This window comes from Natronococcus amylolyticus DSM 10524 (assembly GCF_000337675.1).
In the GTDB taxonomy this organism is placed as follows: Archaea; Halobacteriota; Halobacteria; order Halobacteriales; family Natrialbaceae; genus Natronococcus; species Natronococcus amylolyticus.
In genome coordinates this window covers 1-25,038 of the sequence record NZ_AOIB01000036.1, presented here as the reverse complement: position 1 = coordinate 25,038, position 25,038 = coordinate 1, and the positions used below count along the sequence as shown (strand labels likewise).

General features: G+C 65.2%; 25 protein-coding genes. 13 read left to right on the top strand and 12 right to left on the bottom strand.

The features are described 5' to 3' along the window. Window positions 1-50: 50 nt before the first annotated feature. Window positions 51-1,061, top strand: a complete 1,011-nt coding sequence (locus C491_RS17525) for an aromatic ring-hydroxylating oxygenase subunit alpha (protein ID WP_005558774.1) — start codon at window positions 51-53, stop codon at window positions 1,059-1,061. A 21-nt stretch (window positions 1,062-1,082) separates the two neighbouring features. On the opposite strand, the gene C491_RS17520 is transcribed toward C491_RS17525, so the two are convergent. After that, on the bottom strand, window positions 1,083-2,384 hold the full coding sequence (locus C491_RS17520) for an MFS transporter (RefSeq protein WP_005558773.1): 1,302 nt from the start codon (window positions 2,382-2,384) through the stop codon (window positions 1,083-1,085). A gap of 318 nt (window positions 2,385-2,702) precedes the next feature. Next, on the bottom strand, window positions 2,703-3,356 hold the full coding sequence (locus C491_RS17515) for a bifunctional 4-hydroxy-2-oxoglutarate aldolase/2-dehydro-3-deoxy-phosphogluconate aldolase (RefSeq protein WP_005558771.1): 654 nt from the start codon (window positions 3,354-3,356) through the stop codon (window positions 2,703-2,705). A 582-nt stretch (window positions 3,357-3,938) separates the two neighbouring features. On the opposite strand from C491_RS17515, the gene C491_RS17510 reads away from it, so the two are divergent. Further along, window positions 3,939-4,124, top strand: a complete 186-nt coding sequence (locus tag C491_RS17510) for a hypothetical protein (protein ID WP_005558769.1) — start codon at window positions 3,939-3,941, stop codon at window positions 4,122-4,124. Between the two features lie 58 nt (window positions 4,125-4,182). On the opposite strand, the gene C491_RS17505 is transcribed toward C491_RS17510, so the two are convergent. The 4 genes from C491_RS17505 to C491_RS17490 form a co-directional block, all read right to left on the bottom strand. Beyond that, the gene (locus tag C491_RS17505; RefSeq protein WP_005558767.1) at window positions 4,183-4,959 is read right to left on the bottom strand and encodes a class I SAM-dependent methyltransferase; all 777 of its coding nucleotides are present in this window, start codon (window positions 4,957-4,959) and stop codon (window positions 4,183-4,185) included. A gap of 94 nt (window positions 4,960-5,053) precedes the next feature. Continuing rightward, complete coding sequence (locus C491_RS17500) at window positions 5,054-6,190, bottom strand: hypothetical protein (RefSeq protein ID WP_005558765.1); 1,137 nt, start codon at window positions 6,188-6,190, stop codon at window positions 5,054-5,056. A 6-nt stretch (window positions 6,191-6,196) separates the two neighbouring features. After that, a complete protein-coding gene (locus C491_RS17495; protein ID WP_049892324.1) occupies window positions 6,197-6,799 on the bottom strand; it encodes a 4Fe-4S dicluster domain-containing protein in 603 nt (200 codons plus the stop codon). A 9-nt stretch (window positions 6,800-6,808) separates the two neighbouring features. After that, on the bottom strand, window positions 6,809-9,778 hold the full coding sequence (locus C491_RS17490) for a molybdopterin-dependent oxidoreductase (RefSeq protein ID WP_005558761.1): 2,970 nt from the start codon (window positions 9,776-9,778) through the stop codon (window positions 6,809-6,811). 3 nt (window positions 9,779-9,781) lie between these two features. On the opposite strand from C491_RS17490, the gene C491_RS17485 reads away from it, so the two are divergent. Both C491_RS17485 and C491_RS17480 read left to right on the top strand, forming a co-directional pair. Next, window positions 9,782-10,192 (top strand): hypothetical protein, encoded by a 411-nt coding sequence (locus C491_RS17485; protein WP_005558758.1) that lies wholly within the window; start codon window positions 9,782-9,784, stop codon window positions 10,190-10,192. A 46-nt stretch (window positions 10,193-10,238) separates the two neighbouring features. Then, a complete protein-coding gene (locus C491_RS17480; protein ID WP_083909387.1) occupies window positions 10,239-12,230 on the top strand; it encodes a serine hydrolase domain-containing protein in 1,992 nt (663 codons plus the stop codon). Between the two features lie 38 nt (window positions 12,231-12,268). Here C491_RS17480 and C491_RS17475 read toward each other — a convergent pair whose 3' ends face one another. Then, window positions 12,269-12,712: a hypothetical protein gene (locus C491_RS17475; protein ID WP_005558754.1), complete on the bottom strand. Its 444-nt coding sequence runs from the start codon at window positions 12,710-12,712 to the stop codon at window positions 12,269-12,271. A 308-nt stretch (window positions 12,713-13,020) separates the two neighbouring features. Between C491_RS17475 and C491_RS17470 the strand changes: the two genes are divergently transcribed. The 5 genes from C491_RS17470 to C491_RS17450 all read left to right on the top strand — a co-directional run bounded on the left by C491_RS17470 (window position 13,021) and on the right by C491_RS17450 (window position 18,208). Then, a complete protein-coding gene (locus C491_RS17470) occupies window positions 13,021-14,193 on the top strand; it encodes an MFS transporter (protein WP_005558753.1) in 1,173 nt (390 codons plus the stop codon). Between the two features lie 263 nt (window positions 14,194-14,456). Further along, a complete protein-coding gene (locus C491_RS17465) occupies window positions 14,457-15,467 on the top strand; it encodes a Bug family tripartite tricarboxylate transporter substrate binding protein (protein WP_193787550.1) in 1,011 nt (336 codons plus the stop codon). A gap of 51 nt (window positions 15,468-15,518) precedes the next feature. After that, a complete protein-coding gene (locus tag C491_RS17460) occupies window positions 15,519-16,034 on the top strand; it encodes a tripartite tricarboxylate transporter TctB family protein (protein WP_049892258.1) in 516 nt (171 codons plus the stop codon). 1 nt (window position 16,035) lies between these two features. Next, window positions 16,036-17,514 carry a tripartite tricarboxylate transporter permease gene (locus tag C491_RS17455; protein ID WP_005558747.1) on the top strand — a complete coding sequence of 493 codons (1,479 nt, stop codon included), beginning with the start codon at window positions 16,036-16,038 and terminating at the stop codon, window positions 17,512-17,514. Between the two features lie 238 nt (window positions 17,515-17,752). Further along, on the top strand, window positions 17,753-18,208 hold the full coding sequence (locus C491_RS17450) for a gamma-glutamyltransferase (protein ID WP_338042752.1): 456 nt from the start codon (window positions 17,753-17,755) through the stop codon (window positions 18,206-18,208). Window positions 18,209-18,234: 26 nt separating this feature from the next. Here C491_RS17450 and C491_RS17445 read toward each other — a convergent pair whose 3' ends face one another. Next, the gene (locus C491_RS17445) at window positions 18,235-18,684 is read right to left on the bottom strand and encodes a CBS domain-containing protein (RefSeq protein ID WP_005558743.1); all 450 of its coding nucleotides are present in this window, start codon (window positions 18,682-18,684) and stop codon (window positions 18,235-18,237) included. A 332-nt stretch (window positions 18,685-19,016) separates the two neighbouring features. Further along, on the bottom strand, window positions 19,017-19,373 hold the full coding sequence (locus C491_RS17440; RefSeq protein ID WP_005558741.1) for a DUF7344 domain-containing protein: 357 nt from the start codon (window positions 19,371-19,373) through the stop codon (window positions 19,017-19,019). Window positions 19,374-19,640: 267 nt separating this feature from the next. On the opposite strand from C491_RS17440, the gene C491_RS17435 reads away from it, so the two are divergent. After that, complete coding sequence (locus C491_RS17435; protein WP_005558740.1) at window positions 19,641-19,964, top strand: hypothetical protein; 324 nt, start codon at window positions 19,641-19,643, stop codon at window positions 19,962-19,964. Between the two features lie 302 nt (window positions 19,965-20,266). Here the strand turns inward: C491_RS17435 and C491_RS17430 are convergent, their stop codons facing one another. Together C491_RS17430 and C491_RS17425 are read right to left on the bottom strand one after the other, a co-directional pair. After that, on the bottom strand, window positions 20,267-21,565 hold the full coding sequence (locus C491_RS17430) for an RNA-guided endonuclease InsQ/TnpB family protein (RefSeq protein WP_005558738.1): 1,299 nt from the start codon (window positions 21,563-21,565) through the stop codon (window positions 20,267-20,269). Window positions 21,566-22,110: 545 nt separating this feature from the next. After that, complete coding sequence (locus tag C491_RS17425; protein ID WP_005558735.1) at window positions 22,111-23,307, bottom strand: MFS transporter; 1,197 nt, start codon at window positions 23,305-23,307, stop codon at window positions 22,111-22,113. 232 nt (window positions 23,308-23,539) lie between these two features. Here C491_RS17425 and C491_RS24050 point away from each other — a divergent pair, with 232 nt between their 5' ends. The 3 genes from C491_RS24050 to C491_RS17415 all read left to right on the top strand — a co-directional run bounded on the left by C491_RS24050 (window position 23,540) and on the right by C491_RS17415 (window position 24,694). Further along, window positions 23,540-23,662 (top strand): hypothetical protein, encoded by a 123-nt coding sequence (locus C491_RS24050; protein ID WP_275040021.1) that lies wholly within the window; start codon window positions 23,540-23,542, stop codon window positions 23,660-23,662. Between the two features lie 126 nt (window positions 23,663-23,788). Continuing rightward, window positions 23,789-24,202, top strand: a complete 414-nt coding sequence (locus tag C491_RS17420; RefSeq protein ID WP_005558733.1) for a GlcG/HbpS family heme-binding protein — start codon at window positions 23,789-23,791, stop codon at window positions 24,200-24,202. A gap of 63 nt (window positions 24,203-24,265) precedes the next feature. Then, complete coding sequence (locus C491_RS17415; protein WP_005558732.1) at window positions 24,266-24,694, top strand: universal stress protein; 429 nt, start codon at window positions 24,266-24,268, stop codon at window positions 24,692-24,694. Between the two features lie 81 nt (window positions 24,695-24,775). Here the strand turns inward: C491_RS17415 and C491_RS23415 are convergent, their stop codons facing one another. After that, a complete protein-coding gene (locus C491_RS23415; protein WP_005558730.1) occupies window positions 24,776-24,928 on the bottom strand; it encodes a hypothetical protein in 153 nt (50 codons plus the stop codon). Window positions 24,929-25,038 lie beyond the last annotated feature (110 nt).

Below are 25,038 nucleotides of genomic sequence, written 5' to 3'. Positions count from 1 at the left end.
CAATATACCTAGTTAACTTCTTTCATGAACTCTATCATCATAGTGAGTATATGACACAGTGGGAGCACGCTCGGACAAAGCCAGTCAGCCCGGATATCACGGAGAAGTCGAACGCGCTGCCGGCGAAGTACTTCACCGAGCCCGAGACCTTCGAGATGGAGAAGGACAAGGTCTTCGGGCGGTACTGGGTGTACGCCGGCCACGCCAGCTGCATCGCCGAGCCGGGACAGTTCTTCACCCGGAACGTCGGCGGTCGCGACCTCGTCGTCGTCCGCGGAACGGACGGCGACGTCGAGGTCTTCGAGAACTTCTCGGCGCGAACCGGCTCGCCGGTGGTCGACGAGACGTCGATGACCGATCCCGGCCGCGTCGACCTCGCCGACTTCGAGCACGCCGAGTCGGTCCGCGTCGACAGCATCGGACCGCTTTACTTCGTCAACCTGAGCGACGAGCCGATGTCGCTCTCCGAACAGGCCGGTGTGCTGAAGGAGCGACTCGAGTCGCTGCCCCTCGAGGAGTACGAGCACGGCTGCCGGGTCGTCTCGGAGGTCGAGTGCAACTGGAAGGTGTTCGCGGGTAACTACTCCGAGTGCGACCACTGCCAGGCCAACCACCAGGACTGGATCAAGGGGATCGAGCTCACCGACTCCGAACTCGAGGTCAACGACTACCACTGGGTGCTCCACTACACCCACGACGAGGACATCGAGGACGAACTCCGCATTCACGACGAGCGCGAGGCCCAGTTCCACTACTTCTGGCCGAACTTCACGGTCAACATGTACGGCACCGCCGACGGCTACGGCACCTACATCATCGATCCGATCGACACCGGCCGCTTCCGGCTCATTGCGGACTACTACTTCCGTGACGGCGACATCTCGGAGGAGGAACGAGAGTTCGTCCGCACGAGCCGTCAGCTCCAGGAAGAGGACTTCGAACTCGTCGAACGCCAGTGGGCAGGGCTGCGGACCGGCGCGCTCGCGCAGGCCCAGCTCGGACCGAACGAACACACCGTTCACAAGCTCCATCGACTCGCTCAGGAAGCGTACGACGCCTGATTCTCGAGCGGCTGACCCCACTCACGCGTCGATGGCGTCGACGGCGTTGACGGCGTTAGCTCGACGGTGAAGCCAGATCGCACAGGCAATCGTCACGAGCCCCGCGACGGCGGCGATCCCGAAGGCGACCCGGTACCCCGTCACCGTGTAGACGCGGACGCCGCCGACGAACTCCCCGGTCCAGTAGGCGTCGAGCACCCACCCCATCGCCGTCGGAAAGACGGCGGCGCCGAAGAACGAGGCTCCGTTGATCGCGCCCAGCGAGATCCCGCTTGCCCGGCTCGAGTGGCGCTCCTTGATCAGGGGGTAGGTGAGGACGAACGTCCCCAGCAGCGCGCCGGCCACGAAGAAGACGGCTCCGACGACCACGAGCGGGGGGTCGCCGACGATCGCGAGCAGCGCGAGCGCACCGGTGTAGAGGAGCCCGCCGCCGACGATGAACTCGGTTCGGCGCTCGAGGCGGTCGGAGAGCCAGCCGAACGCGGGCGGGCCGACGGCGCTCCCGACGCCGCCGAGCAGCGTACACAGCGACGCCACGGTCACCGAGGTGTCGTACACCTGGACGACGTAGGGGATCCCCCAGAGGCCGAACAGCGTGAGATTCACCCCGCCCGTACAGAACAGCAGGACGCTGACGACCCACGTCCACCGATCGCGCAGGACGGTGGCGCCGTGGGTCCGGACCTCTCCCAGCGTGAGCCGGGACTGCTCGGGAACCCCCTCGATCGGTTCGAACCCCGCACGTTCCGGCGAGTCTCGGACGACGAGCGCCGTCACGACGGCAGCGACCAGTCCGACGGCCGCGAGCATCGACAGCGAGGTTCGCCAGCCGGTCGCGTCCACCAGCACGGCCAGGGGCGTCGTCGCGAGCACGCCGCCGACGCCGCCGACGGCGAAGCTCAGGCCGTTCATCGTGCCGAACTCGTCGACGCGGTACCAGCTGGCACAGAACCGCAGCATGCAGACGAAGATCACGCTGCCGCCGAGTCCGATCACCAGCCGACCGCCCAGCGCAGACGGGTACCCCTCTGCGAGCGCGAACCAGAGCGCGCCGGCGTTCATGGTCACCGCGCCGATCGCCGCCGTTCGACGGATACCGATCCGGTCGACGAGGATGCCCGTCGGCAGCTGCATCAGGGCGTAGACGAGGAAGAAGACGGCGTGGAGCGTGCCGAGCTGCCCGCCGGTCGTCCGAAACGCCGCCATCAGGTCGTCGGCGAGTACGGCCGTCGAGAGCCGGTAGACGTTGACCAGCAGGAAGGAGACGGCCAGAATCCCCCATAGCAGCCAGCGACGGTTCCTCGGCGACGACCAGTAGTCCATACGGGAGGTCTCGAGTACGACGACAAAGCGTTTGATATTACGAACGCGAACGGGGGACCCGTCGGGAACCGGTCGGCGGGCGACGACTCGAGGCGTCGTTCGCTTCCTAACATCGTCCCATTATATGTGGGTGGTCGAACAGGTCGTGTTTTCCGGTGTACCGCTCAGCCGGCTGTTTACAGTCATATGGGTGTATAGAATCACTCCTCGGCGGGCGGCCGGGCTGTCGTCCGACGGTCCGAGAATCGCTCGACGGCTCGCTCGAGCCCGCATGAGGTCGCTCGAGGGAACAGCGAGGGCGCTCGAGTAGCGGCGTCCCTACCCGGACCGAGCAGACTCGACCGCGGCGACGAACTCGGTGGCGGTCTCCCGGACCCGAGCCATGTCGCCGTCCGCGATCGCGTCGTCGTCGACGATCGCGCTGCCGACGCCGACGGCGAACGCTCCCGCGTCGAAAAACGACGCGACGTTGTCGACGGAGACACCTCCGGTCGGCACGACGCGAACGTCTCTGAGCGGACCCTGCAGCGCGCCGACGTGGTCTGGACCGACGGTCGCTGCCGGAAACAGTTTCAGGATGTCGGCACCGGCCTCGATCGCCGTTACGGCCTCCGTCGGCGTCGTGACGCCGGGGATCGAGACGACGCCGTGACGGTTGCACGCTCGGATCACGTCGGGGTTGCAGTCGGGCGCGAGGACGAACGTCGCCCCCGCGTCGACGACCGACGCCGCCGTCGCGGCGTCGCGGACGGTCCCCGCACCGACGACGGCGTCGGTGTCGCGCAGTTCGCGGTCGACGGCCGCGACCTTCTCGCGAACGCGAGTTCCGTCGGCGGTCACTTCGATCGCGCCGACTCCGGCGTCGTGGATCGCTCGAGCGACGGGGGTGATCCGATCCTCGTCGATCCCGCGGAGCACCGCGACGACGCCGCTGTCGCCGATTTGTCGTTCGACGGCGTTCGATTGGGGCATATGAATGCTTTCTCGATCGCGGGCTTGAACGTAGCGGTTCGTCACCCGGACGAGGGCTCGATTGTGTTCCACGCGACCGGGACGGCCGCCGTGTGCAATCGACAAGCTCCGTCCGCCTGGGTGAGTGGAGTGATTGACAAACTGACATTTCGGGTTCACCGATCGATTCGAAAACTATCCGTAATCAGGTAATTTCTTCAAGTTATTAGAAACGATGCTAGACTGCTGCTCGGAATAGAAGGGTATACGTTCGGTTTCTCTCTCGTCCGCTCCGATCCGGAACGGGCCTCGTCAAAACCTCTCCCTGTCGCACGCCGCCTGTTCTCGAGAACCCGCTCCGAGGAAGAGGTGTAATAGGTAACTACTGAGCTGATCGGTAGTGTTACCCTGAGCTCAGCACGAGCAGTTCTACCTATTTCCAACAATGTACTAGAAACGCACAGCACGATTGGAACGGGCTGTCGACTCGTCTCGGGACCGGGCCAAGTTCGCTTTCGTCGGTTGCGCAAGCCGATGGGTCTGGCCCGCGTGGTTCGTCGATCGGCGAAAACACTCATATCGGCTCATGCGGTATTTTCGGGTATGACACGTCCACTGCGGATCGTCGGCCTCGCCGTCGCCGGCATCGTCGTCCTCTGGCTCGTGCTCGAGCTTATCGCGCTCGTGTTCGGGCTCGTGACGTGGATCGTGAGCACGATCGTCTCGCTGGCCGTGCTCGCGCTCCTCGTCTACGTCGGGTATCTGCTCGTCTCCTCGGTAGGTACCTAATTCCGAACAGCTGCAATAGGTGACTATTTAACAAAGTAGCCTCTTCTGCACACCACCACTATTCTCCTGAGAGGGCGTCCGCAACCGCGACGAAGCGAAGCCGACGGTAGTCGGCAACCCACGAGCCGTCGCGGAACAGCGTCGGACGAAGTCGGTCCTCGACCCCCTCGACGATTGCGTCACGCTCGGCGTCGGGAACCCCCTCGAAGAATTCGTCGCCGAACATCCCGATCCAGTTCGCGAGGCCGTCCGCACCGTTCTCGAGTTCCGTCGGTCGGTCGAACAGTTCCGCCGAGCGCACCTCGAACCCGTGGGCCTCGAGCCGGGGCGCGTACTCGCCGATCGACGGGAAGTACCAGGGGTGGTCGGCGTCGTATCCGCGGTCAGCGAGTTCGGCCTCGAGCGCGTCGACGATCGCTCGGACGTTACCCGTCCCGCCTAGCTCCGCGACGAACCGGCCGCCCGGCCGAAGCGCGTTCTGCACGGTCTCGAGGACGGCATCCTGGTCGTCGATCCAGTGTAAGGCCGCGTTCGAGAGCACGGCGTCGAACGGCTCGTCGGAAGCGAACGTCGTCGCGTCGGCGCGAACGAACGAACAATCGGGGTGGGTCTCGCGGGCGGTCGCAATCATCTTGGCGGAGCTGTCGATCCCGACGGCGGTCGCGCCCGCGTCGCTCACCGCCGCCGTCAGCTCCCCCGTTCCACAGCCGAGGTCGAGTACACGCTCGCCGGCGGTCGGCTCGAGGAGCTCGAGCAGGTCCCTGCCGTACTCGTAGACGAACGAGTGGTCGTCGTCGTAGGCGGTCGCGTCCCAGTCATCTCGAGGAGACGTCATCACCGGGGGCTACGGTGTCGGGTTGCCTATCCGTTCGGGTTACAGCCGGAACTCCATCCACGCTCGCACCCACAGCCGAGGTAGCGGATGGAGGTCAGACCGGGAGCGGAATCGGCGTGAACTCGGCTGCGAGCAGGTACGCCAGCGCGAGGGCGACCTTACCGGCGATCACCAGCAGCCCGGCGATGGCGTAGGACGTCGCCGCAGCGGTCGCCGAGACCGCGTCGCGACGCTGGCCGACGACCGTTCCGACCGACAGCAGGATCGGCACGATCAGCCCGGCGATCACGACGACGCCGACGAACAGCGTCGCGTGAGTGGTCAGCAGGTTCTGTACCGCCGGCTCGGCCGCGGGAACCTGCTCCGGTAGCAGGAAGACGGTCGCGAGCACCGCCGCCAGCGTCGCCGCCAGCAGTCCGGCGGCGCCGAGCGCGTAGTTCTGGATCGTCGGGCTGACGGACCGGTCGGCGACCGCCGTCAGCCCGACGGAGACGGCCAGCCCCGCGCCGAGCCCGCCGAAAATCTGGACCGGAACCAGGAACGTCTTGTCCCACAGCGCGACCCGTTCGGTCGCCCCGGAGCCGTACGCCATCGCCGAGTAGACGAGGACGCCGGCGGCGAAGATCGCAAAGACGCCCCCGAGCGCGAGGCGGATCGGCTCCGAGGGGCGGGTGTAGTCGGCGAGCGAGTCGAGCCGGTCTACGAGTCCGAGACGCTCGAGGATGCCCCGGATCCCGCCGGTCGTCCCCCCCGTTGCAGCCCTGGCGGGTCCGTCCTCGGCTCCGCCGTCGGAGGCGACGTCCCGTCCGCCGTCGGCCGCGAGCGTTCCCTCGCTCCCCTCGGCGACGGTCGGTGAGTGCGGTCGGCTCGCCCCGAACGCGACCCAGACGAACATCAGGAACGAGCCCAGGCCGAACCCGAGCAGCATGTACGCCCCGATGGCCATCCACGAGCCGAGGTTCGTCATCGTCAGCGGGATCAGCATCGCCCGGAACGGCGTCGCGAGGTGCGACAGCAGGACCGGCGGGCCGATCGCTAGTCCGAGCAGTCCGACGAGGTAGCCGTACTTGGCGATCCGACCGTGCTCGCTCGCGTTGCTCCTCGCCGAGAGGAGGTCCGCGACGTAGCCGGTCAGGTACGCCCCGCCGGCGATCCCGATCATGGCGATGTAGACGCCGATTCGCCAGTTCCACTCCGTGTACGGAAGTTCGAACGCGATTTCTGTTGCCATCGTGTATCACTCCCCCATGATTTCGTCCGCGTCGTCTCCGAAGACGATCCGTGCAGCCTCGTCGGAGAACGGCGTCGAGACGTGGTCTTCCTCGAGTTTTTCCGAGAGTTCGTCGGGCGTGCCGAACAGCAACGCGTCAGTCGGACACTCCGAGGAGCAGGCTGGCTCGAGGCCCTGCTCCTGGCGTGGCTCACAGGTCGTGCACTTGTCCATCAGGCCGTTCCCGCGGGCGCCCAGCGGCGACGCTTCCTCGGCCTCGGGGACCTCGGCGTCGGGGTACTGGGGGGCGCCGAACGGACAGCCGACGCCGCAGTAGTGACAGCCGATGCACATCCCCGCGTCCACCCGGACGGTGCCGTTGTCTCGAAACCGAAGCGCGTCGGTCGGGCAGACCTCGACGCAGGGCGCTTCGGCGCAGTTGTAACACTGCATCGGCTTGTTCGTCTCGTCCTCCGTGCCGTGGGCGAGCGCGACGACCTGAATCCGGTCGCTTTCGGGCGGCAGGTCCCACGTTCGCTGACACGCGACCTCGCAGGCGCCGCAGTCGATACAGGACTCCCAGTTCGGGATTACCCGGGCCGTTCCTCCGTCTGATTGGTGTGTGCTCATCGGTTTCACCTATCGCTTGTGGCGGCTCATGCGCTGTTCTTGCCACTGAAGCTGCCGATCCGACAGCTCCGGGATCTCGCCGTCGTCAGCCACCCGGACGCGACATAACGTCACCTTCGTCTCCTGCATCTGGGTCTCGCGGTCGTAGGCCGGCGCCGTCCCGGCGTTGATCGACTCGCCGATCACCAGCGGTCCCAGCCCCTCGGGGACCGTCTCCAGCATACTCTCCCCCTCGAGGATGCCGCTCCAGTGGTAGGGGGCGAACGCGTGATCAGGGGCGACCCGCTCGGTGACGTTGGCCTGAACGACCATCTCGGCGTGGGGCGTCTCGACGACGATCCACTCGCCGTCGTCGACGCCGAGGTCGCCGCCGACGTCGGGATGGAGCTCCAGGTACATCATCGGCGACCGCGATGCCGTGCCGAGCGTGCTGCGGGTCTGTGCGGCGGCGCCCTGGTGTTCGACCTGCCGGCCCGACGTGAGGACCAGATCGTACTCCTCGTGGGCGTCGATGTTGTCCTGCTGGACCCGTTCGTTGTCGAGCTCGACGCGCCAGTGGTCCTCGACGCGCTCGTTACACGGGTAGTCCTCGACGAGATCCGCGCGCGGCGTGACCGCGGGCTCGCGGTGAACCGGAATCTGGTCCTCGAGGTTCCAGGCTTTCATCCGGGCTCGGCCGCGACCCCACGGGGCGTCGGGCTGTGGGTTGTCGAACGCCGCGTACCGCTCGAGGTCGACGTCGTACCCCTCGTCGGCAAGCGCCTCGGCGGTGTCGGCGACCGACTGGGACTCGTCCTCGGCGTACTCCACCGGGAGCGTCGCCGCGGCCGGGGTCTCGGGGTCGGGCAGCACGGTCGAGAACAGCGGGTACTGCGGGACCCCCTCGAGTTCGCCGTCCCACCACTCCGGCTCGAACGGCTCCCGGAGTTGGTCCTCGGGCTCGACCTCGGGATCGTCCTCGTCGACCGCCGCGTCCCACCAGTTCGCACGGAAGTCCATGCCGCCTTCCGCGGGGTGGAGCGACGCGTCGTAGAGGATCGGCGTCCCGGGGTGGTCCTCGTGCCAGGACGGCCACGGCAGGCCGTAGTAGTCGCCGTCGAGTTCGTCGTACAGCTCGTGGTCCTCCTCGAGGTCGGCCCGGAGATCCTCGACGCTGAACAGCTCCGCGTGCTCCTGGTGGAGCTTGAGCCGTTCGGGCGTCTGGCCGACGTAGCCAATCGAGCGCGTACCCAGGTTGATCTCCCGCAGGATCTCCTCGGGCTCGTCGTAGTCGAAGTGCTCGCCGAAGCCGAGATGCTCGGCGAAGTCACACAGCAGCTCCCAGTCCGTCCGGGAGTTGTGCCGCGGGGTAATCGCCTGGTTTCGCCACTGGAGCTGCCGGCCGGTGTTGGTGGCGCTGCCGGCTTCCTCCATGTTGGTCGCCGCCGGCAGCATGTAGACGTCGGTGTCGCTGTCGGCGAGCTCGGCGACCTGGTTGGGGTAGACGTCGACGTTGACGATGAACTCGAGTTCGTTGACCGCCTCCCGAACCCGCTTGTACTCGCTGAGCGAGCCGAGGCCGTGCCCCCAGAAGACCGCCGCCCGGAGCGGATCGGGCTGGTAGATCTCCCACTCGTCGTCGAGGACGCCCTCGAACCAGCGGGCGACAGTAAAGCCGTTCTTTTCCATCAGCTCGGTCGAGTGGAACCGATCGACCAGTTCGTCGTAGCTGATCTCGCCGGAGGTGCTCTCGGTTTCGGTCCAGACGCTCGTCCAGTGCTCCCAGGCGCCCTCGTCGAGCCCGTAGTAGCCCGGCGTGTTCCCGGAGTCGACGCCGAGGTCGGTCGCGCCCTGAACGTTGTCGTGGCCCCGATAGATGGGCGTGCCGCCGCCGGACTGGGCGGCGTGGCCGAGCGTCAGGTTCAGCATCGCGTAGGCCCGAACGTTGCCCGTCGCGTTGTTGTGCTGGGTTCCACCCATCGCCCACTCGACGCAGCTCACGTCGGCGTCGGCGAGCGTCTCGGCGAGTTCGGCGAGGTCGTCCTCGGACGTCCCGGTGATATCCGAAACCGTCTCGAGGTCGTACTCGGGAAGGACATCGTCGCGGAACTCCTCCCAGGTCGGTACCATCACGCGGCTCTCGATGAACGCCTCGTCGTGGAGATCGTTCTCGACGATGTGGTGGATCAGCCCGTAGATGAACGCGACGTCGGTGCCCGACCGGAAGTGGTAGTAGTCGTCGGCGGCGGCGGCCGTCTTCGTGTACCGCGGCTCGGCGACGATGTGTCTGCCACCTCGGCGCTGGGCCTCCTGGAAGTGCTGCCAGGCGACGGGGTGGCTCTCGAGCGGGTTGTGCCCGATGATGAGGTTAACGTCGACGTTGCGCATGTCGTTGTTGTTGTTGGTCATCGCGCCGACGCCCCAGGTGTTGGCGATCCCGGTCACCGTCGTCGAGTGACAGATCCGCGCCTGGTGGTCGATGTTGTTCGTCCCGTAGAACGCGGCCAGCTTCCGGATCAGGTACGCACACTCGTTCGTGTGTTTGGCCGACCCGACCCACATCGTGGCGTGGGGGCCGGTCTCCTCGCGGATGTCGTCCAGTCGGCCGGTGATCTCCTCGAGGATCGCGCCCCACTCCATCTGGGTCCACTCGCCGTCCTCGAGTTTCAGCGGCTCCTTCAGCCGTTTGTCGGAGTTGACCGACTGCGCGAGCGACGCCCCCTTCGAGCAGAGCCCGCCCCGGTTGATCGGGTTGTCGTCCCACGTCTCCTGGCCGACGAGCGCGTCGTCCTCGACGGCCATCTGTACGCCGCAGCCGACCGAGCAGTGCGTACAGACCGTCTTGACCAGCTCGTCAGCCGCGTCGGGATCGACAGTGTCGTCGTCCTGTGCCTCCCCCCGCTCGAGGAGCGTTCGCCCCCCGACCGCCGTCGCGAGCGTCCCGGCAGCACCGGCCTTGAGGAACCCCCGACGATCGAGATCGAGCGTCGATCGTGACATACAATGACAAACAGGGAGATCAGTAATAAATATGGCCGGTACCCGTACATTCTTTTGATAGTTATTTTTGCTGCGTTTATACTCACCGGCAAAACGCAGTTCGCTCGCTACCGCACACTCGTCGGCGAACGGACGCTGTCGCGGCTGACGCTTTTCCTCGCTGTCGGCGTCGAGAGCCTACTTCGGAACGGCGAGATGAAACGCTCGCTGAACGTGGACACAAATATGGTATTCAATAGCATACCTCGAACCATGCGTGTACGATGTACCCTCTGCAGGCGGACCATCCCGGATCGGTCCCTGCAGCGTGTCTGCGAGTGCGGCTGGTGTATGGACCCGAACTGCCGGCGGAACCACGAGTCGTTCTGCCCGGTCCACGGCGAGGATCGGTGGCTCGGCGCCGTCGAGATCTAGCGTCAGCGACCCGTACGGTTTTCTTGCGGGCTTGCGTTCGTATGCCATGGCTCGAGGGGCGACAGTGACGGGAATCGTCTGCGTGCTTCTGGTAAGCGGGCTCGTCGGTCCGATCGTCGGAACAGCGATGGCTCACTCGGGCGGCGCCGCGGCGGATGAACTCGACGACGCGGCTCACCCCTTGACTGACGACACTGCCGGGTCGGCCGCGGACGATCAGATCGTCGGTACCGAGGTCGATCGACTGATCGGGAGCGTGATGGCCGAACACGACGTCGCGGGCGCGTCTGCTGCGGTCGTCGAGGGCGACGAACTCGTCCACGCCGAGGGGTACGGCAACGCCGACGCCGCGGCCGGAACCCCGGTCGACCCGAACGAGACGTCGTTCATGGTCGGCTCGGTCGGCAAGCTGACCGTTTGGACCGCGGTGATGCAGGGCGTCGAGAACGGCGACCTCGAGCTCGACGAACCTGTCGGCACCTACCTCGAGAACTACTCCGTCGAGGGCGAGGACGAAGTGACCCTCGAGCACCTCGGAACCCACACGCCAGGGTACGAGGATCGCCTCCAGGGGCTGTTCGTCGACGACTACGACGAGGCCGACAACTGGGAGCCGAAACTCGAGCGGGAGCTGCCCGCCCACGTCAGACCGCCGGGGGAGACGGTCGCCTACTCCAACCACGGCACCGGGCTCGCGGCGCTGGTCGTCCAGGAGGCCGTCGGCGAGCCGTTCGAGGAGTACGTCGAACGAGAAATCTTCGAGCCGCTGGCGATGGAGGGGGCGACGATCGAGCAGCCCGTTCCCGACGACCGAGAGCCGGTCTCGCAAGGCCACGTTCCGACCGAGGACGGGTTCGAGACGGACGACCCCGTCATCATCGGCGTTCCGCCCGCGGGCTCGATGAGCGCCACCGCGACCGATATGGGGAACTTCGCGATCGCGGCGCTACAGGACGGCGTGTTCGAGGACGACCGGGTCCTCGAGCCCGAGTCGGCCGAGGCGATGCTCGAGCCGCGAGCGACGAACCACCCCGACGTCGGCGGCGTCGGCTACGGCTACATGCTCGGCGAGCGCGGCGGTGAGGCCCTCGCCTGGCACACCGGCGGCACCGAGTACTTCAACACGCTGTTCGTCCTGTTTCCCGACCACGACGTCGCGCTCTACGTGAGCTTCAACACGGCCGGCTCCGGTGCCGGCCTGGCCGACGTCCTCGACGGGTTCATCGAGCAGCGCTTCGACAGCGAGGCGGGCGAGGCGACCCTCGAGCCCGATCCGGCCACCGCCGACCGCGCGGACGCGTACGAGGGCGAGTACCGGAGCACCGGGTTTCAGACGACCCCCGAGAAGATCGTCGGGCTCGCCGACGCCCACCACGTCTCCGTGACCGACGAGGGGTACCTCGAGCTGGGATCGCCCCTGCTCGGCGGCGAGACGCGCTGGGTCGAGCTCGAGCGCGGCGTCTTCGCGCCCGACCCCGACGAGGACGACGCGATGTTGACCTCGAGGCTGGCCATCGAGGACGGGACCCTCTACACGGATGCACCCGCGGCTCCGTACGAACAGGTGTCGTGGTACGAGACGACGACGGCCCAGCTCGGTCTTGCGGTCGTCGCCCTCGGCGCGGTGCTCTCGACGCTTCTGGTCTGGCCGATCACTGCCTATCGGAGCCGGGGGTGGGGACGGATGCGGACTCACCTCACCCGCCCGCGACTGGCGATCCTCGCCGGTACAGGGCTCCTCGTCGCGTTCGTCGTCGGCCTGCTCGCGAACGGGGTGGGCGACCCGAATCAGTTCGTGTACGGCTATACGCCGTGGCTGCGGCTCACCCTCGCGTTCTTGCTCGGGGTTCCGCTCGCGGCCCTGGTCGCGCTGGCGTTGGTCGGCCTCGAGTGGTACCGGGTGGCCACGGCGCGGGATCTCGAGGCGAGTTCGACGACGCCGCTCGGGCTGGCGTACCTGACCGCGCTGACGGTCGCCCTGCTCGTCTTCGCCTGGCAGCTGTGGTACTGGAACCTGCTGACCGCGGCGACGTTCTGACGGCCGAGCGGGGGATCGTCCCTCGAGCGCGGAGCCGTCTAGAACGGCCCGCCCACCGCCGCGACGCCGACCAGCAGCGCGGGAATCGTCGCCGTCGCCAGCGCCACGAGGTGGGGTGCGGGCGTCTCGTCGACGGCGGTCCGCGCGTTCGCCGCAGCCGCGGCCGTGAACGTCGCGCTGGCGGCGAGGAAGAGCACGATCGACCAGAAGATGCTCCCGTTGTATCGAGCGCGGACTGCCGGCCGATCGAGCGTGTAGTGGAACGCGAACAGGTCGGCCCACTGGGAGTTGTGGAACGCGTAGAGTTCGGTCTCGTACACCGGCGCGATGTGGTGGATATCGGGGAACAGTCCCCAGAGCCCGCCGACCGCGACGAGCCACAGCGGCAGCCACGTCGGCAGTCGGTACCGGAGCGCCAGCGGCGTGACGAGCAGGAGGACGAGCGCTGCGCCGACCAGAAAGTGGACGATTGCGGGAGCCATTGGTACGGACCGGCGGGGACCCGGTCGAAAGATCGGATTCGACGGTCTCGCGCTTCAGTAACCGGTGAGTACACGGACTCGGACGAACGACAGCCGACGAGTACCGACCGATTTCCGGCTCGACGCGTCGGGAGCGACGCCGAGAGGCGTCTCCTCGAGCGCCGTCGCGACCGACCTCTCGATCAGCACGGGACTACCGGAAGCCCGGCGTCGAAACGACCGGCTCCGGTAACTCGGCGTTGTCTCGAGCCGGCCGGAATTCAGCGGGCTTATGCGTGTGCTCCGGCGAAGTGGTGGACGTTTCCATCATGCGCTGGCGGTATCGAACGACGGTCCTCGCGCTCTGTCTGCTCGCCTTCTTCGTGACGTACTTCGCACGGATGGCGATCAGCCCGGTAATCCCGTTTATCGCCGCGGACTTCGACGTCACGAACACCCAGATCGGGTTCGCGCTCTCCGGGATGTGGCTCGCCTACGGGCTCTCGCAGTTTCCCAGCGGCGTCCTCGGCGATCGGTACGGCGAGAAGCCGGTGATCCTCGTCGCCGTCGGTGGCACGGCGCTGGCCAGCCTCCTGCTCGCGTTCGCGCCCGCGTTTCCGGCGTTCGTCCTGTTCGCCGTGATCCTCGGACTGGTCGCAGGGCTGCATTACGCCGTCGCGACGACGCTGCTGTCACGGACGTACGACGAACTCGGCCGCGCGGTCGGCATCCACTCGATCGGCGGCCCGCTCGCGGGGCTGGTCGCCCCCGTCGCGGCGGCCTGGGTCGGCACACGGTACGGCTGGCGCCCGGCCGTCGCGCTCGCGCTGCTCGTCGGCCTCCCCGTGTTCGCCCTCTTCGCCCTCCGAGTGCACTCGACCGAGCCGCGACGGCCCGACCAGCCGATGCGCGACCGGTTCGAGCTCGCGGCGCTTCGCGAGCTGGTGACGCGGCCGGCGATCGCCTTCACGCTCGGCATCGCCATGCTCGGCACCTTCATCGTCCAGGGGCTGCTCACCTTCCTTCCGACCTTCCTGATCGACTACCACGCCTACTCCGCGACGCTGGCCGGCGTCGCCTTCTCGGCGTTTTTCGTCGTTCGGACCGTCGGCCAGTCGATCCTCGGCGAGTTCTCCGACCGGTACGGACGCGACCTCGCGATCGGCATCGCGATGCTCGCGGGGACCGTCGGCGTCCTCGGGATGGTCGTCGGCCCGGGGCTCGTCACGGTCGGGATCGCCGTGTTGCTGACGGGCCTCGGCTCGAGTTTCTTCGCCGCGCTCGATCCGCGCTTTCTCGACCAGTTCGGCGACACCGAACGCGGCGCGGGCTTCGGGCTCGTGCGTACGGTCTACACCGTCGTCGGCTCCGCCGGTTCGGTCGGCGTCGGCCTGCTCGCGGACCTGTTCGGCTGGGGCGTTTCCTTTCTCGTCCTCGCCGGCCTGTTTGGGCTAACGTTTACCGCGCTCGCGGCGAACTGGGCGCTCGAGCTGGGCTACTGAGTCCGGGCTGGCCAGGGACCGCCGCCGGCATCGATGTAGTCTCGAGCGACTCGGAGGCGACGCTGTCGACTCGAGTGAAACGTTCCCAGTACTACAGGTAATGGTCTACCAAAGGCCAAGCTTTTTCCAGTCCGATTACAGTAACATCTCGGGTAACGGTCAATAATATCCGCGCCGTTCGATTGTGGACTTATTCAACTAATATGGTGTTCGCAGGAAGACAAAAGTATAATGTAATCATAGACGAGACGCGTTTACGGAAGATGATGAAAGATAGCGGACGACGGGAATTTTTGGCGACGGCTGCCGTCGGCACGACAGTCGGAGTAGCGGGGTGCACCGACGCGCTGACGCCGGACGACAACGGAGCCGATTCGGGGGCGGCGGACTTTCCATCGGACGACATTGAAATTATCTGTCCGTTCGACGAGGGTGGTGGTACCGACCTGACGGCGCGACAGCTGTCCGAGCAACTCGAGGAGCAGCTAGATACGTCGTCGTTCGTGACGAACTCGACCGGTGGATCGGGCAGCGTCGGATTCAGTGAGATCGCCTCCGCCTCCGCCGACGGCTACACGCTCGGGATTCTCACGGTCGAGATCTGTACCGTCTCCCACCTGGATATCGGAGACGTAACCAACGAGGACATGACGCCGATACTGCAGTACAACTTCGATCCGGCGGCGCTTACGGTCCACGAGGACGCACCCTACGACACCTTGGAGGAGTTCATCGAGTACGCCGAAGAGAACCCCGGTGAGATCAGTGTCTCGAACTCGGGAACGGGTGCGATCTGGCACCTCGCGGCGGCGGAGTTCGAGCAGGCCGCCGACATCGAACTCGACCACATCGGCTACGAGGGCGCCGCACCCGCGACGGAGGCGGTCCTCGGCGGCGAGGTCGAGGCGACGACCTCGAGCGCCGCCGAGGTCTCCTCGCAGGTTCAGGACGGCGAACTCGAGATGCTCGCGTTCTTCGGGGACGAGCGCCATCCGGCTTTCGACGACGTCCCGACCCTGTCGGAGGAAGGGTACGACGTTACGGTCGGTGCCTGGCGGGGCATCGGCGGCCCCGAGGGCATGGACGAGGAGATCGTCGAGACCCTCGAGGACGCCTTCGATGATATTTACGACTCCGAAGAGTTCGAGGAATTCATGGAGAACAACAATTTCCAGCTCGAGCACCGCGACGCGGAGGAATTCGGGCAGTTCATGGACGAGGAGTACGACCGATTCGGCGAGCTCATCGACGAGCTGGGAATCGAAGGCGAGTAACCGGTCGCTCGAGGACGAACCACGGTTATTTAGCGATACTGTAGGATCAGAATGGGATTACACGTACCACACACTGACAAACTCGGATCGATTCTCTGGCTACTGTTGGCGGTCGGGATCTTCGTCGTCTCCACGGACCTGCCTACCGGCACCGGAGAGACCGGAGCGGCGTTCTACCCGAGGGTAATCGCCGTGCTCATCGCCGTCTTCGCCTGTCTGCAACTCGGCCGTAGCTTCTACGACGAGGGGCACCAGGTTCGTGACGTATCGAGACAGCAAACACGGCGCGTCGTCGCGGTCGTCGCCCTCGTCACGATCTACGTGCTTTCGCTCCCGTGGTTCGGTTTCGTCACCGGGACGGTGCTGTTTCTGATCGTGGGAATGCTCTACTCCGGAGCGCGTTCGCCGATCCGCATCGGAGTTGCCGCCCTCGGACTGACGTTGGTACTGTACTACGTCTTCGCGGTGCTTCTCCGGATTCCGCTGCCGGAGAGCCCGTTCATTCCAGTCGAAGCCGCGCTTCCCGGATTGATCCACGCCGGGCTGGTTTCCGGGGTGGTCGGCTAACATGCTCGCCGGATTGCTCGAAGGACTGTCCCTCGTTTTCCAACCGCTCGCGCTCGCGCTGATCGTCTTCGGCGTCGTCGTCGGCATCGTCATGGGATCGATCCCGGGGATGACGGCGACGATGACGGTTGCCGTTCTCGTTTCCTTTACGTTCGGGATGAACCCCACCGAGGGAATGATGCTCCTGCTTGGCATCTACGGGGGTGCACTGTATGCAGGCTCGATTCCCGCGATCCTCATTCGGACACCCGGGACGCCGAGCGCCGCCGCGACGATCTTCGACGGGTTTCCGCTCTCCGAACAGGGACAGGCGGGAAAGGCGATCGGTATCGCCACGATCGCCTCGTTCGTCGGCGGGGCCGTGAGCGTTGTTCTCGTTACCCTTCTCTCCCCACAGATCGCCAACGTCGCGCTCAACATCGGCTCGCCCGAGTACTTCGCGATCGCGTTTTTTGGCCTTACGATCATCGCGAGTATTAGCGGCGATTCGATCACGAAGGGGATGCTGTCGGGACTGCTCGGCATGCTGATCGCGACGGTGGGACTCGATCCGACGCTGGGTCAGCCTCGGTTCACGTTCGGATTTCCCGAGCTGAGCGCCGGAATCGAATTCATCGCAGTGATGATTGGCCTGTTCGGGCTGGCCGAGGGACTCAATCGGTACCGAGAGGGGATCGGTTCGATCGATATCCAGCAGGATCTCAGCGGCATCACACCCTCGCTCGCCGACCTAAAGAACATACGGAACGTCACGATCGGCTCGAGCGTCGTGGGCTCGATAGTCGGCTCGATACCGGGTGCCGGCGGCGACATCGCGTCGTTCGTCACGTACAACGAGGCCAAACGCTGGGCGAAAAATGCCACGCCGGAGTTCGGGAACGGGAACATCAAGGGCGTCGCCGCGGCTGAATCCGGAAACAACTCGAGTACGGCGGGTGCGCTCGTTCCGACGCTGACCCTCGGTATCCCCGGGGACTCGGTCACCGCGATCCTGATCGGCGCCCTGCTCGTCCACGGGATTCAACCGGGCCCCGGACTGTTCGATAACGAACCGGGGCTCGTCTTCTCGATCTTCATCGGCTTCTTCCTGGTGTACGTTGTGATCCTCGTCCTCGGCCTGCTCGGCGCACACGTCTGGGTGCGTGTCATCAACTTCCCCGCGAAGTACCTCTGGCCGAGCATCTTCGTCCTCTGTGTCGTCGGCGCGTTCGCGCTTCGCGGGAACCTCCTCGACATGTGGGTGATGGTCGCCGCCGGCGTCCTCGGATTTATTCTACGGATGGACGGCTACCCCCTCGCACCGATCGTTCTCGGAATGATCCTGGGACCGATCGCCGAGGAAAACCTTCGTCGATCGCTCGAGATCTCGAACGGAAGCTGGGACATCATCTACACGAGCCCGATCGCGATGGTGATCCTGTTACTCGCAGTCGTGTCCCTCGTCGCGCCGATCGCGCTTCAGTACCGGGAAAACAATTGACATCCTCTCCGCCCTAAAGGGCGAGGATTCCCCGAAGGGGATATTCAGGTTGCGCGTTTCCTCGAGGTTCAAGTACGCTTTCGCGTGACCCGTCAACGGTCGCCGCCCAGTTGTGACCACGGACGTGCTTTGCAGCGCGTACAGCCCTGTCAATGGGGCCTTCCTCCCCGCAATCTGCGGGCGTCAACAGCGTGGGACAACGTCCCACGAGCAATCGGGCGCAGCCCGATGACGACGGCTGGTTATTCAACCAGCGAGGGAGCACGGTTCGCGTCAGCCGAACTGCCTCGAGCCGGGCAAGCGCACGTTCCACACCCTGATCCCGGCAATGCGCTGCAAGAACGACGAACCGTATCTGTGCTACGGTACGATGGGTGGCGAGGGCCAGCCACAGACCCAGGCCGCGATGGTCACACGATTGGTCGACTTCGACTACGACGTCCAGCAGGCGATCGAGACGCCGCGCTGGTTGATGGGTCCCACCTGGGGAACCGACGCCCGCGATCTCTCGCTCGAAGGGCGCATCGACGACGACGTCGTCGAAGAACTCGCCGAACGCGGCCAGCCGACGACGGTACTCGACGACTGGGACGATAATATGGGACACGCCCAGGCGATCCGCATCGATCCCGAGACGGGATACCTCGAGGGCGGCGCCGACCCTCGCGGCGACGGCTCCGCACAGGGGTTCTGAGACCGTCCGACGGCGAGATGGGCGTGCTACCCGTTCGTTTGGGGTCCCTGGCCGCCCGGCGGTTCGAGGCGTAGCGATTCGCCGTGCCACTCGATCTCGAGCTTTCCGCGTGAGAGGTACGGTGAGAGGGAGTCTGCCGACAGCAGTCCGCAGTAGCTCCCGTCGCTGACGACGGGAAGGTGTCTGACGCCCGCGGCCTGCATCGTCTCCGTCGCCGCTTTCAGCGTCGCCGTCGGTTCGATCGTCGTCACCGGTGTCGACATGATCTCGCCGACGGTCGGCTGCTCGGCCGTTTCCGCGACCATCGCGACGATATCTGATTCGGTGACGATGCCGGTGACGACATCGTCGAGACAGACTACAAGAGCCGGAACCGCAGGACGGCGAAGGTGCTGTGCCGCCTCCGCCGCAGCCTGATCGGGCGACACGGTCGGCGGGGCCTGCACCCCGAGGCTGTTGACTGTCATCTCGATCATAACTGACTAGCGTTAGCATACATCAGTACATAGCATTACTGGACATATGGTGCCAATATGCTAGAGTTGCTAGTAGTATTAACCCACTATTCGGCCGATTTGTGTGACTGTGAACAGCCTGGATTCAGTGGGCGACCAACGGCACCTCGCTTGCCGATCGTGCGTGGTAGCGACTACCTGGACGAATAGCCGTCTGAGAACCTGTCCCGCACGCTGACGTCAGACCTCCCTCGAGACTCGCGATCACGGAAGCTCGAGGCCCAGCCCGATGTGTTTCGAACGCGGACGTCGTCGACGGGTCGAAACGCCCCACGACGCGGATTCGGCGGCACCTACCGGCTCCGATAGGGGTATCCCAGGGAGTCGTCCGGCGGCCAGCACTCGAGTTCCTCGGAGAGCCCGAACACGCGGTCCGTGCGCTCCCCGTCCGCCAGTGAGACCGACTCCTCCCAGTTCGAATCGATGATTCCCTCCTCGGCGAGTTTCGGCAGGTGCGTGTGTCGGAGTCGATATCGGGCGCGTTCGATCTCCCGACCGTCGAGGTCTTCGGGCGGGATCTGGTGTCGGCGGGCGGCCACGCTCCGTGAGAGACCCTCGAGTGTCACCGTTTGGTTCCGTTCGACCAGTTCGTGCAGGACAAGCTGGCGGTCGGCGCTGGCGAGCACCGCGAGTGCCTCCGTCCGGTTCATCTCTGAGAAGAGTTCCGGGATCGGGTGCAAAAACGGCTCGGTCAAATCACGTTGGGAACGCTCGCAGTAGCACCTCGCAGCTCTCGAGGTCGGTTGCAAAAGTAGGCTTCAGAGCCGACCGAGCGCCGGGGCCGCAGTGGTGACCACGCAAACGCTCGGAGCCGGGCGTCGGCACGGATTTTCTGCTACCATATAATCATTAGTAAAATCTCTCGACCTACGAAAGTAGCCAATAGAACAAAACCCTAGAAGTTCCATTACAGAAACATGGTGGGGACATTCACCGTCGACCTGCGGGATGGACGGAGCGTTCCGTTCGACGAAATCGTGGTGCTGGAGCGGAAGAACGGCACGTGGATCCGCTGTATCAGGGACGAGCCCAGCCGGCGCGAGCAGCTTCCGGAGACGACGAAGTACTACCGCCTCGAGACCGACGTCGAGCGCATCGTTATCGAGCCCAACGGCGAGTCATACGAGACCTCGCTCTCGCCGGGGGCAGAGGCGGACGCGCCGGACGGAGTCGTCGCCCTGCTCGAGGAGGCCGACGAGGAACTCGCCGACGACGAGACGGTTCAGCGACTGCTCGAGTAGGGACGACGGGGCTGCCCCCTCGGCGTGCGACCGTCCGCTCGCCCGGCGCCTGACTGTCGTCGGTACGGGCACGGACGGCCCGTCGACCTACTCCTCTCGACGGGCGACGTCGGTCGACTCTCCGACCACCTCGAACTCGTTCGATCCGCAGCGACAGCCGTCCCTCGAGCCAATCGGCTGTACCGCTCCGTCGGCTGCAATCCTGGCAGCATGACATCCTCCCCGGCGTGAACGCCGGGGTTTCCTCGCGCTGGGAGTCTCGGCTACGCCGAGTTGGTTCGAGAGAGCAAGCTCTCTCGTCATCACGAGACGACAAAGTCGTCTCGAACGACCACGGAGGCAACTTGCGGGTTCGTGTGCTCCTCGTTGGGACGGGGAGAGCGTGGAGACTCCAACCAGTCGTGGCTGTCCCACTTGAGGCACACGGGCCGTGCCATCGGCCTTGCTACCGTTTCGTGCCGTCTCAGGAACGTCTCACTTGCCGCGAGGTCCGCGTGGCCCTCGAAGCCGCAGTGACAGGTCAGCGTGTCCTGATGCCGCGTCGTGTCCTCGGTCGAACCGCAGTTCGGACACGTCTGAGAGGTCCACGCTTCCGTTCGCACTTCGACGGTGATGCCGAACTCCTCGGCGGTATCGGCGAGCCGCCCAACGAACCGCCGGAAGGTCCAGAAGTTGTGCAGCTTGGCGTTCGTCCGAACCGACCAGTGCGTTTCGAGGATGTCCGTGAGGTCGCCAACATACACCGTCGAGACACCTTCGTCGTACAGCCGTTCGATCAAGTCGCGTACAAGCGCGTCCATCGCATGGTTGCGCCGTCGCGTCCGGCGTCGGTACAGCGATTCGATTTGCTTCGAGCTGTACCGGCCGTCCTCGAGTTTCGACTGAAGTTCGGCAATCCGTTGCGTGGTTTCGCGGAACCGTTTGAACAGGTCACGTCCGTCGTACAGATACTGCTCGCCGGTTGTGGTCGTACAGGCGACGATGTTGTTTGCGCCAATATCCAGAGCGGCGGTTTCGTCCGCCAGTGGTTGTGCCAGTCGAGAATTGCTGATTGTGACTGGCTGAAAGGCCCTGAATGTCTCGCTCACGTCGTCGTAATATAGTTCCAACCGACCCTGCTTGTCGTACTCGTTCCAGTTGGGTTCACCCCGGACCTCGAGCCGGAGTCGTTCTCGATATCCAAGACCGTACTCCTTTTTCAGGTCTTGGCCGACAAGAATTTCGAGTCGGGAGTATTCGCCCCACTTGACCGAGTACGAGGTGTTCCGGATGTACGTCCGAAGATCGCGGCCCTCGTCTTGGTTGCCCCAGAAGCCGGGCTTGCTGTTGGCTTCGCCCTTCTCTCGGAGTGCAAAGAACGAGCGCCACGCTTCGCGGTTCTTGCGTTCGATCTGTTGAACTGTCGAAGCACCGAGCGTACCGCCGTACCGACCGCGGTACTCGTCGATCTCCCAAACGTCGCCGTCTGGATCTTCGAAGTTGGTTCGGCGCTGGTAATTGATCTCGTTCCAGAGGGCGGCTGAAGCGTCCAAGAGTCGGCGAAGCAACTCCTCGTCTGCGTCGGACTTCGGAACTACTTCGAACTCGTTGGTTCGCTTCATTCGCCGTAACACTCAACACGTCCTTACGTCTATTAAGTCTTATGCGTCCAAACATAGACCTCTCCCACGCAACGCATGGTCGTGTGAAAGACTTTGCCGAAGAACGAGATATTACGCTCACCGAGGCATACGAACAACTCTTGAACGCTGGACTCGACGCCGTGGAGACTCCAGATAGGGAATAACCGGTGGTTTGCGTAGCCGAGTGACGCGATTCACGCCCGTCCCCAGAACGCTCCGCGTTCTGGTGTGCGAACGAGACGCAAAGCGTCTCGTCAACGCCGTAAACGGCGGGACTCTCTCGCTGTTTAAAGGTAGGCCGATCCGCACTTCGTACAGACCGCCATTCTTCGTTCCTCCTCACCCATGCGCTATCACACGACATAGAATGTAATTATATTATTGACAGTTCCGACGATTCCTCGTTCGGGTGAGTCCGACGTCCCTCGCGGTCGCATTCGACTCCCTCGTCCGTTCTCAAGTTCGTCAATATACTTTTCGGCCGCGACTTACCACCGACTCGGCGGTTCGTTCTCCGACTCGAGTCAGACGTGTGACGGCCGAGCGGTGCCAGCGGCGGTCGACCAGAGTCCAACGAGAACCGCGGCGAAGGTGAGGGCGATTGCAATCGTGAAACTCCCGGTGTAGGCGACGCTCGCGGTGCCGAGCGGGGGCATCGCCAGCGCGGTTACGCCGATCGCGATGTTGAACACGCCGACGATGGCGGTGTCCTTCTCCGGAGAGTAGATCGTCATCACCAGCGGGATGTACAGCGTCGCGGAGCCGCCGAGTCCGAGCCCGATCAGGAAGATTGCGATCGGGAGCATCGAGTCGGCCGGGGCGAACAGCAGGCCGATGCCGGCGGCCGCGGCGGTGAGCGAGGCGAGGAAGGCCCGCCGGGAGCCGACGACGTCGGCGAGGTAGCCGCTGCCGATCCGCGAGATGATGCTCACGCCGCCGATCAGTCCGAACGCGGCCGACGCGCCCGCCTCGGTAAGTCCACGGTGGGCGAACAGATCGACGGCGTAGGCGGCGAGCAGCTGGTACCACGCGAACGAGAGCGCGATTCCGACGAACAGCAGCTGGAACGTTCGCGTTCCGCCGAGCCGAGCGAGCCACTCGAGGAGTTCGCCCGCGGTCGCGGTCGACTGCTCGGCCCACCGTGGGCGCCGACAGACCAGTCCGGCCAGCAGGAACGCGACCGCGGTCACCGACATCACGAGGAGAAATCCCGGGCGGACGCCGAGCTCCGCGAGGACGAACTGCCAGATCGGCGGGAGGACGGTCAGACCGAGCCCGTTGCCGACGAAGATCAGCCCCGTCGCGGCGCCGCGGCGGCGATCGAACCAGCGCGGGACGACCGACGCGAGCAGGACGAACGCCGTCCCCAGCGCGAGTCCGAGGAACGCGAAGACGACCGCCAGTCCGGCGATCGACTCCACGAGGTACAGCGCGGGCGCCAGCAGCCCCGTCACGAGCGAACAGGCGAGCAGCACGAGCCGAGAGTCCAGGCGGGTGCCGAAGACGCCGACGAGCCCGGAGCCGATGAAGAAGGTAAACAGCATGACGGCGAACACGCCCGACAGCGCGAGCGGCGAGACACCGAAAGCGTCGCTAAATGGCTCGCGGAAGATGCCGTACGACAGCGGCGTGCCGAAGGTAAAGACCATCGCGACCGCGCCGACGATCGCCACCAGCCAGCTGCGGCGACCGTCGGGACGTTCCTGGTCGTCGGTGCGCACGGCACTGTCTCGAGCGCGCTCGGCCGAAAGGATTCTGATCGCCGGTAACGTTGCCGAGATCGGCTCGAGTCGCCCGACGGCATACCGCGAAGCTACTTGTCACTGCACGGTGCAGAACCCTCGAGCCGACGGACAGCCGTCCGCTAGCACCTATGGCCGACCACCAGTCGCGATTCGCGCTTCGAACGCCATTGCAGGAGCCGACGACCGAACGGGCGAGGAGAGTCGACCGATGACGCCGCTCGAACCGATGCTCGCGGTCGTTTTTGGGCTGTCCGCGACGTACCTGCTCGCGTGGCGGTACTGGTGGGACGTCCTCACCGACGAGGGAATCGAACTCGAGTACGCCGAGTGACGGGTTCTCGAGGTTGGCGTCCGACTCCGTTGCGTGTCTTAGCTATGCGGTCGACCACTACCGCATGAGGGTCGGTCCCACGGGTTTATCGGCTCCGACGAAGAGTTCGTAGCTGGGTCGACACCAATGAGCAAACTGACGCTGGATACGGCGAAAGAGATCGTGGACGCGGCCGAACAGCGGGCGGCGGAGATCGACATCCCAATGTGTGTCGCGGTGACCGACGAGGGCGGAAACCCCGTTGCGTTCCATCGCATGGACGGCGCGCTGCTGGCGAGCATCGACATCGCGCGGAACAAGGCCTACTCGTCGGTAGCCATGGAGATGGAGACACAGACCATCCAGGAGGTGTCACAGCCGGGCGAGTCGCTGTACGGGCTTGGGACCACGAACGACGGTCGGATCGTCACCTTCGGCGGCGGGCTCCCCCTCGAGGACGACGACGGGACCGTCGTCGGCGGCGTCGGCGTCTCCGGCGGGAGCGCGGACGAAGACGTCGACGTCGCAGAAGCCGGTGTCGACGCGTTCGAACGCAGCTAGCGTGGTCCGACGCTCGTTGCGACGTAATGGAAGCGTCCCCGCGATGCGCCTTACGGGGCAGCGATGACCGACGGAATCGTCGCCGTCGTGAGCGGTACCACCGCCCCCGAACGCGTGCTCTTCGAGGCCGCGCGCCGGGCGGACGACTCCGGCGCGACGGTCCACGTCCTCTACGTGCTCGGCCTCGAGTGGTACGCGAGCGCGGAGCTCTGGCTGGCCGAACGACTGCGGATTCCGACCGGTATCGACACGATACGGGCGATCTGCGAACGCAAGGCCGACCGACTCGCCGCGCCCGCACTCGAGCGCTACGAGACTGCCGGACGGATCGGCCACCCGATCGACGAGATCGTCGAGTACGCTACGGAGGTCGAAGCCGACACCGTCGTCGTTGACGGCGACCTGCAGTCGGGGACCGGCGCCTGGCGCCGAGTGTCGGACCCGCTCGAGGCGTTTCGCGAGCGGGAACTGTCGGTCGTTCCGGTGTACTAGAGGAGTGGTGTAGCAGAACGCTACCGGGGGTACTCGAGCGCAGTCACTGACGAGTCCCGGGGCTCCGGCTAGCGGACTAGCTCAGTTGAACCACTCGACGTACTCCTCGCAGGCGCCACACGACGCGTGAGTCACCCACGCGTCGCCGTGATCGTGTTCGGCCGGCGCGACGCGGGAGAGCTGGAGGTTCGTGGATCCGCACTCGGGACACTGCGGGGGGATCGCTTCGTTCATTATAGTGTGAAGCAGGCGCAAAACCCACGACTTCAGTCGTGGGATACGCGCCGTGAGCTTGATTGGTCAACCGACCGTAACGGTCGTTGTGCGCGGAAAACTGGCAGTTG

Bases quoted from the DNA above. Each gene is read 5' to 3' on its own strand.
- C491_RS17495 (WP_049892324.1), bottom strand. From the start codon at position 6,799: ATGAGCACACACCAATCAGACGGAGGAACGGCCCGGGTAATCCCGAAC.
- C491_RS17520 (WP_005558773.1), bottom strand. From the start codon at position 2,384: ATGGACTACTGGTCGTCGCCGAGGAACCGTCGCTGGCTGCTATGGGGG.
- C491_RS17455 (WP_005558747.1), top strand. From the start codon at position 16,036: ATGCTCGCCGGATTGCTCGAAGGACTGTCCCTCGTTTTCCAACCGCTC.
- C491_RS17430 (WP_005558738.1), bottom strand. From the start codon at position 21,565: ATGAAGCGAACCAACGAGTTCGAAGTAGTTCCGAAGTCCGACGCAGAC.
- C491_RS17435 (WP_005558740.1), top strand. From the start codon at position 19,641: ATGGTGGGGACATTCACCGTCGACCTGCGGGATGGACGGAGCGTTCCG.
- C491_RS17525 (WP_005558774.1), top strand. From the start codon at position 51: ATGACACAGTGGGAGCACGCTCGGACAAAGCCAGTCAGCCCGGATATC.
- C491_RS23415 (WP_005558730.1), bottom strand. From the start codon at position 24,928: ATGAACGAAGCGATCCCCCCGCAGTGTCCCGAGTGCGGATCCACGAAC.
- C491_RS17420 (WP_005558733.1), top strand. From the start codon at position 23,789: ATGAGCAAACTGACGCTGGATACGGCGAAAGAGATCGTGGACGCGGCC.
- C491_RS17490 (WP_005558761.1), bottom strand. From the start codon at position 9,778: ATGTCACGATCGACGCTCGATCTCGATCGTCGGGGGTTCCTCAAGGCC.
- C491_RS17515 (WP_005558771.1), bottom strand. From the start codon at position 3,356: ATGCCCCAATCGAACGCCGTCGAACGACAAATCGGCGACAGCGGCGTC.
- C491_RS17500 (WP_005558765.1), bottom strand. From the start codon at position 6,190: ATGGCAACAGAAATCGCGTTCGAACTTCCGTACACGGAGTGGAACTGG.
- C491_RS17485 (WP_005558758.1), top strand. From the start codon at position 9,782: ATGACAAACAGGGAGATCAGTAATAAATATGGCCGGTACCCGTACATT.
- C491_RS17445 (WP_005558743.1), bottom strand. From the start codon at position 18,684: ATGATCGAGATGACAGTCAACAGCCTCGGGGTGCAGGCCCCGCCGACC.
- C491_RS17465 (WP_193787550.1), top strand. From the start codon at position 14,457: ATGATGAAAGATAGCGGACGACGGGAATTTTTGGCGACGGCTGCCGTC.
- C491_RS17470 (WP_005558753.1), top strand. From the start codon at position 13,021: ATGCGCTGGCGGTATCGAACGACGGTCCTCGCGCTCTGTCTGCTCGCC.
- C491_RS17415 (WP_005558732.1), top strand. From the start codon at position 24,266: ATGACCGACGGAATCGTCGCCGTCGTGAGCGGTACCACCGCCCCCGAA.
- C491_RS24050 (WP_275040021.1), top strand. From the start codon at position 23,540: ATGACGCCGCTCGAACCGATGCTCGCGGTCGTTTTTGGGCTGTCCGCG.
- C491_RS17510 (WP_005558769.1), top strand. From the start codon at position 3,939: ATGACACGTCCACTGCGGATCGTCGGCCTCGCCGTCGCCGGCATCGTC.
- C491_RS17480 (WP_083909387.1), top strand. From the start codon at position 10,239: ATGGCTCGAGGGGCGACAGTGACGGGAATCGTCTGCGTGCTTCTGGTA.
- C491_RS17460 (WP_049892258.1), top strand. From the start codon at position 15,519: ATGGGATTACACGTACCACACACTGACAAACTCGGATCGATTCTCTGG.
- C491_RS17475 (WP_005558754.1), bottom strand. From the start codon at position 12,712: ATGGCTCCCGCAATCGTCCACTTTCTGGTCGGCGCAGCGCTCGTCCTC.
- C491_RS17505 (WP_005558767.1), bottom strand. From the start codon at position 4,959: ATGACGTCTCCTCGAGATGACTGGGACGCGACCGCCTACGACGACGAC.
- C491_RS17440 (WP_005558741.1), bottom strand. From the start codon at position 19,373: ATGAACCGGACGGAGGCACTCGCGGTGCTCGCCAGCGCCGACCGCCAG.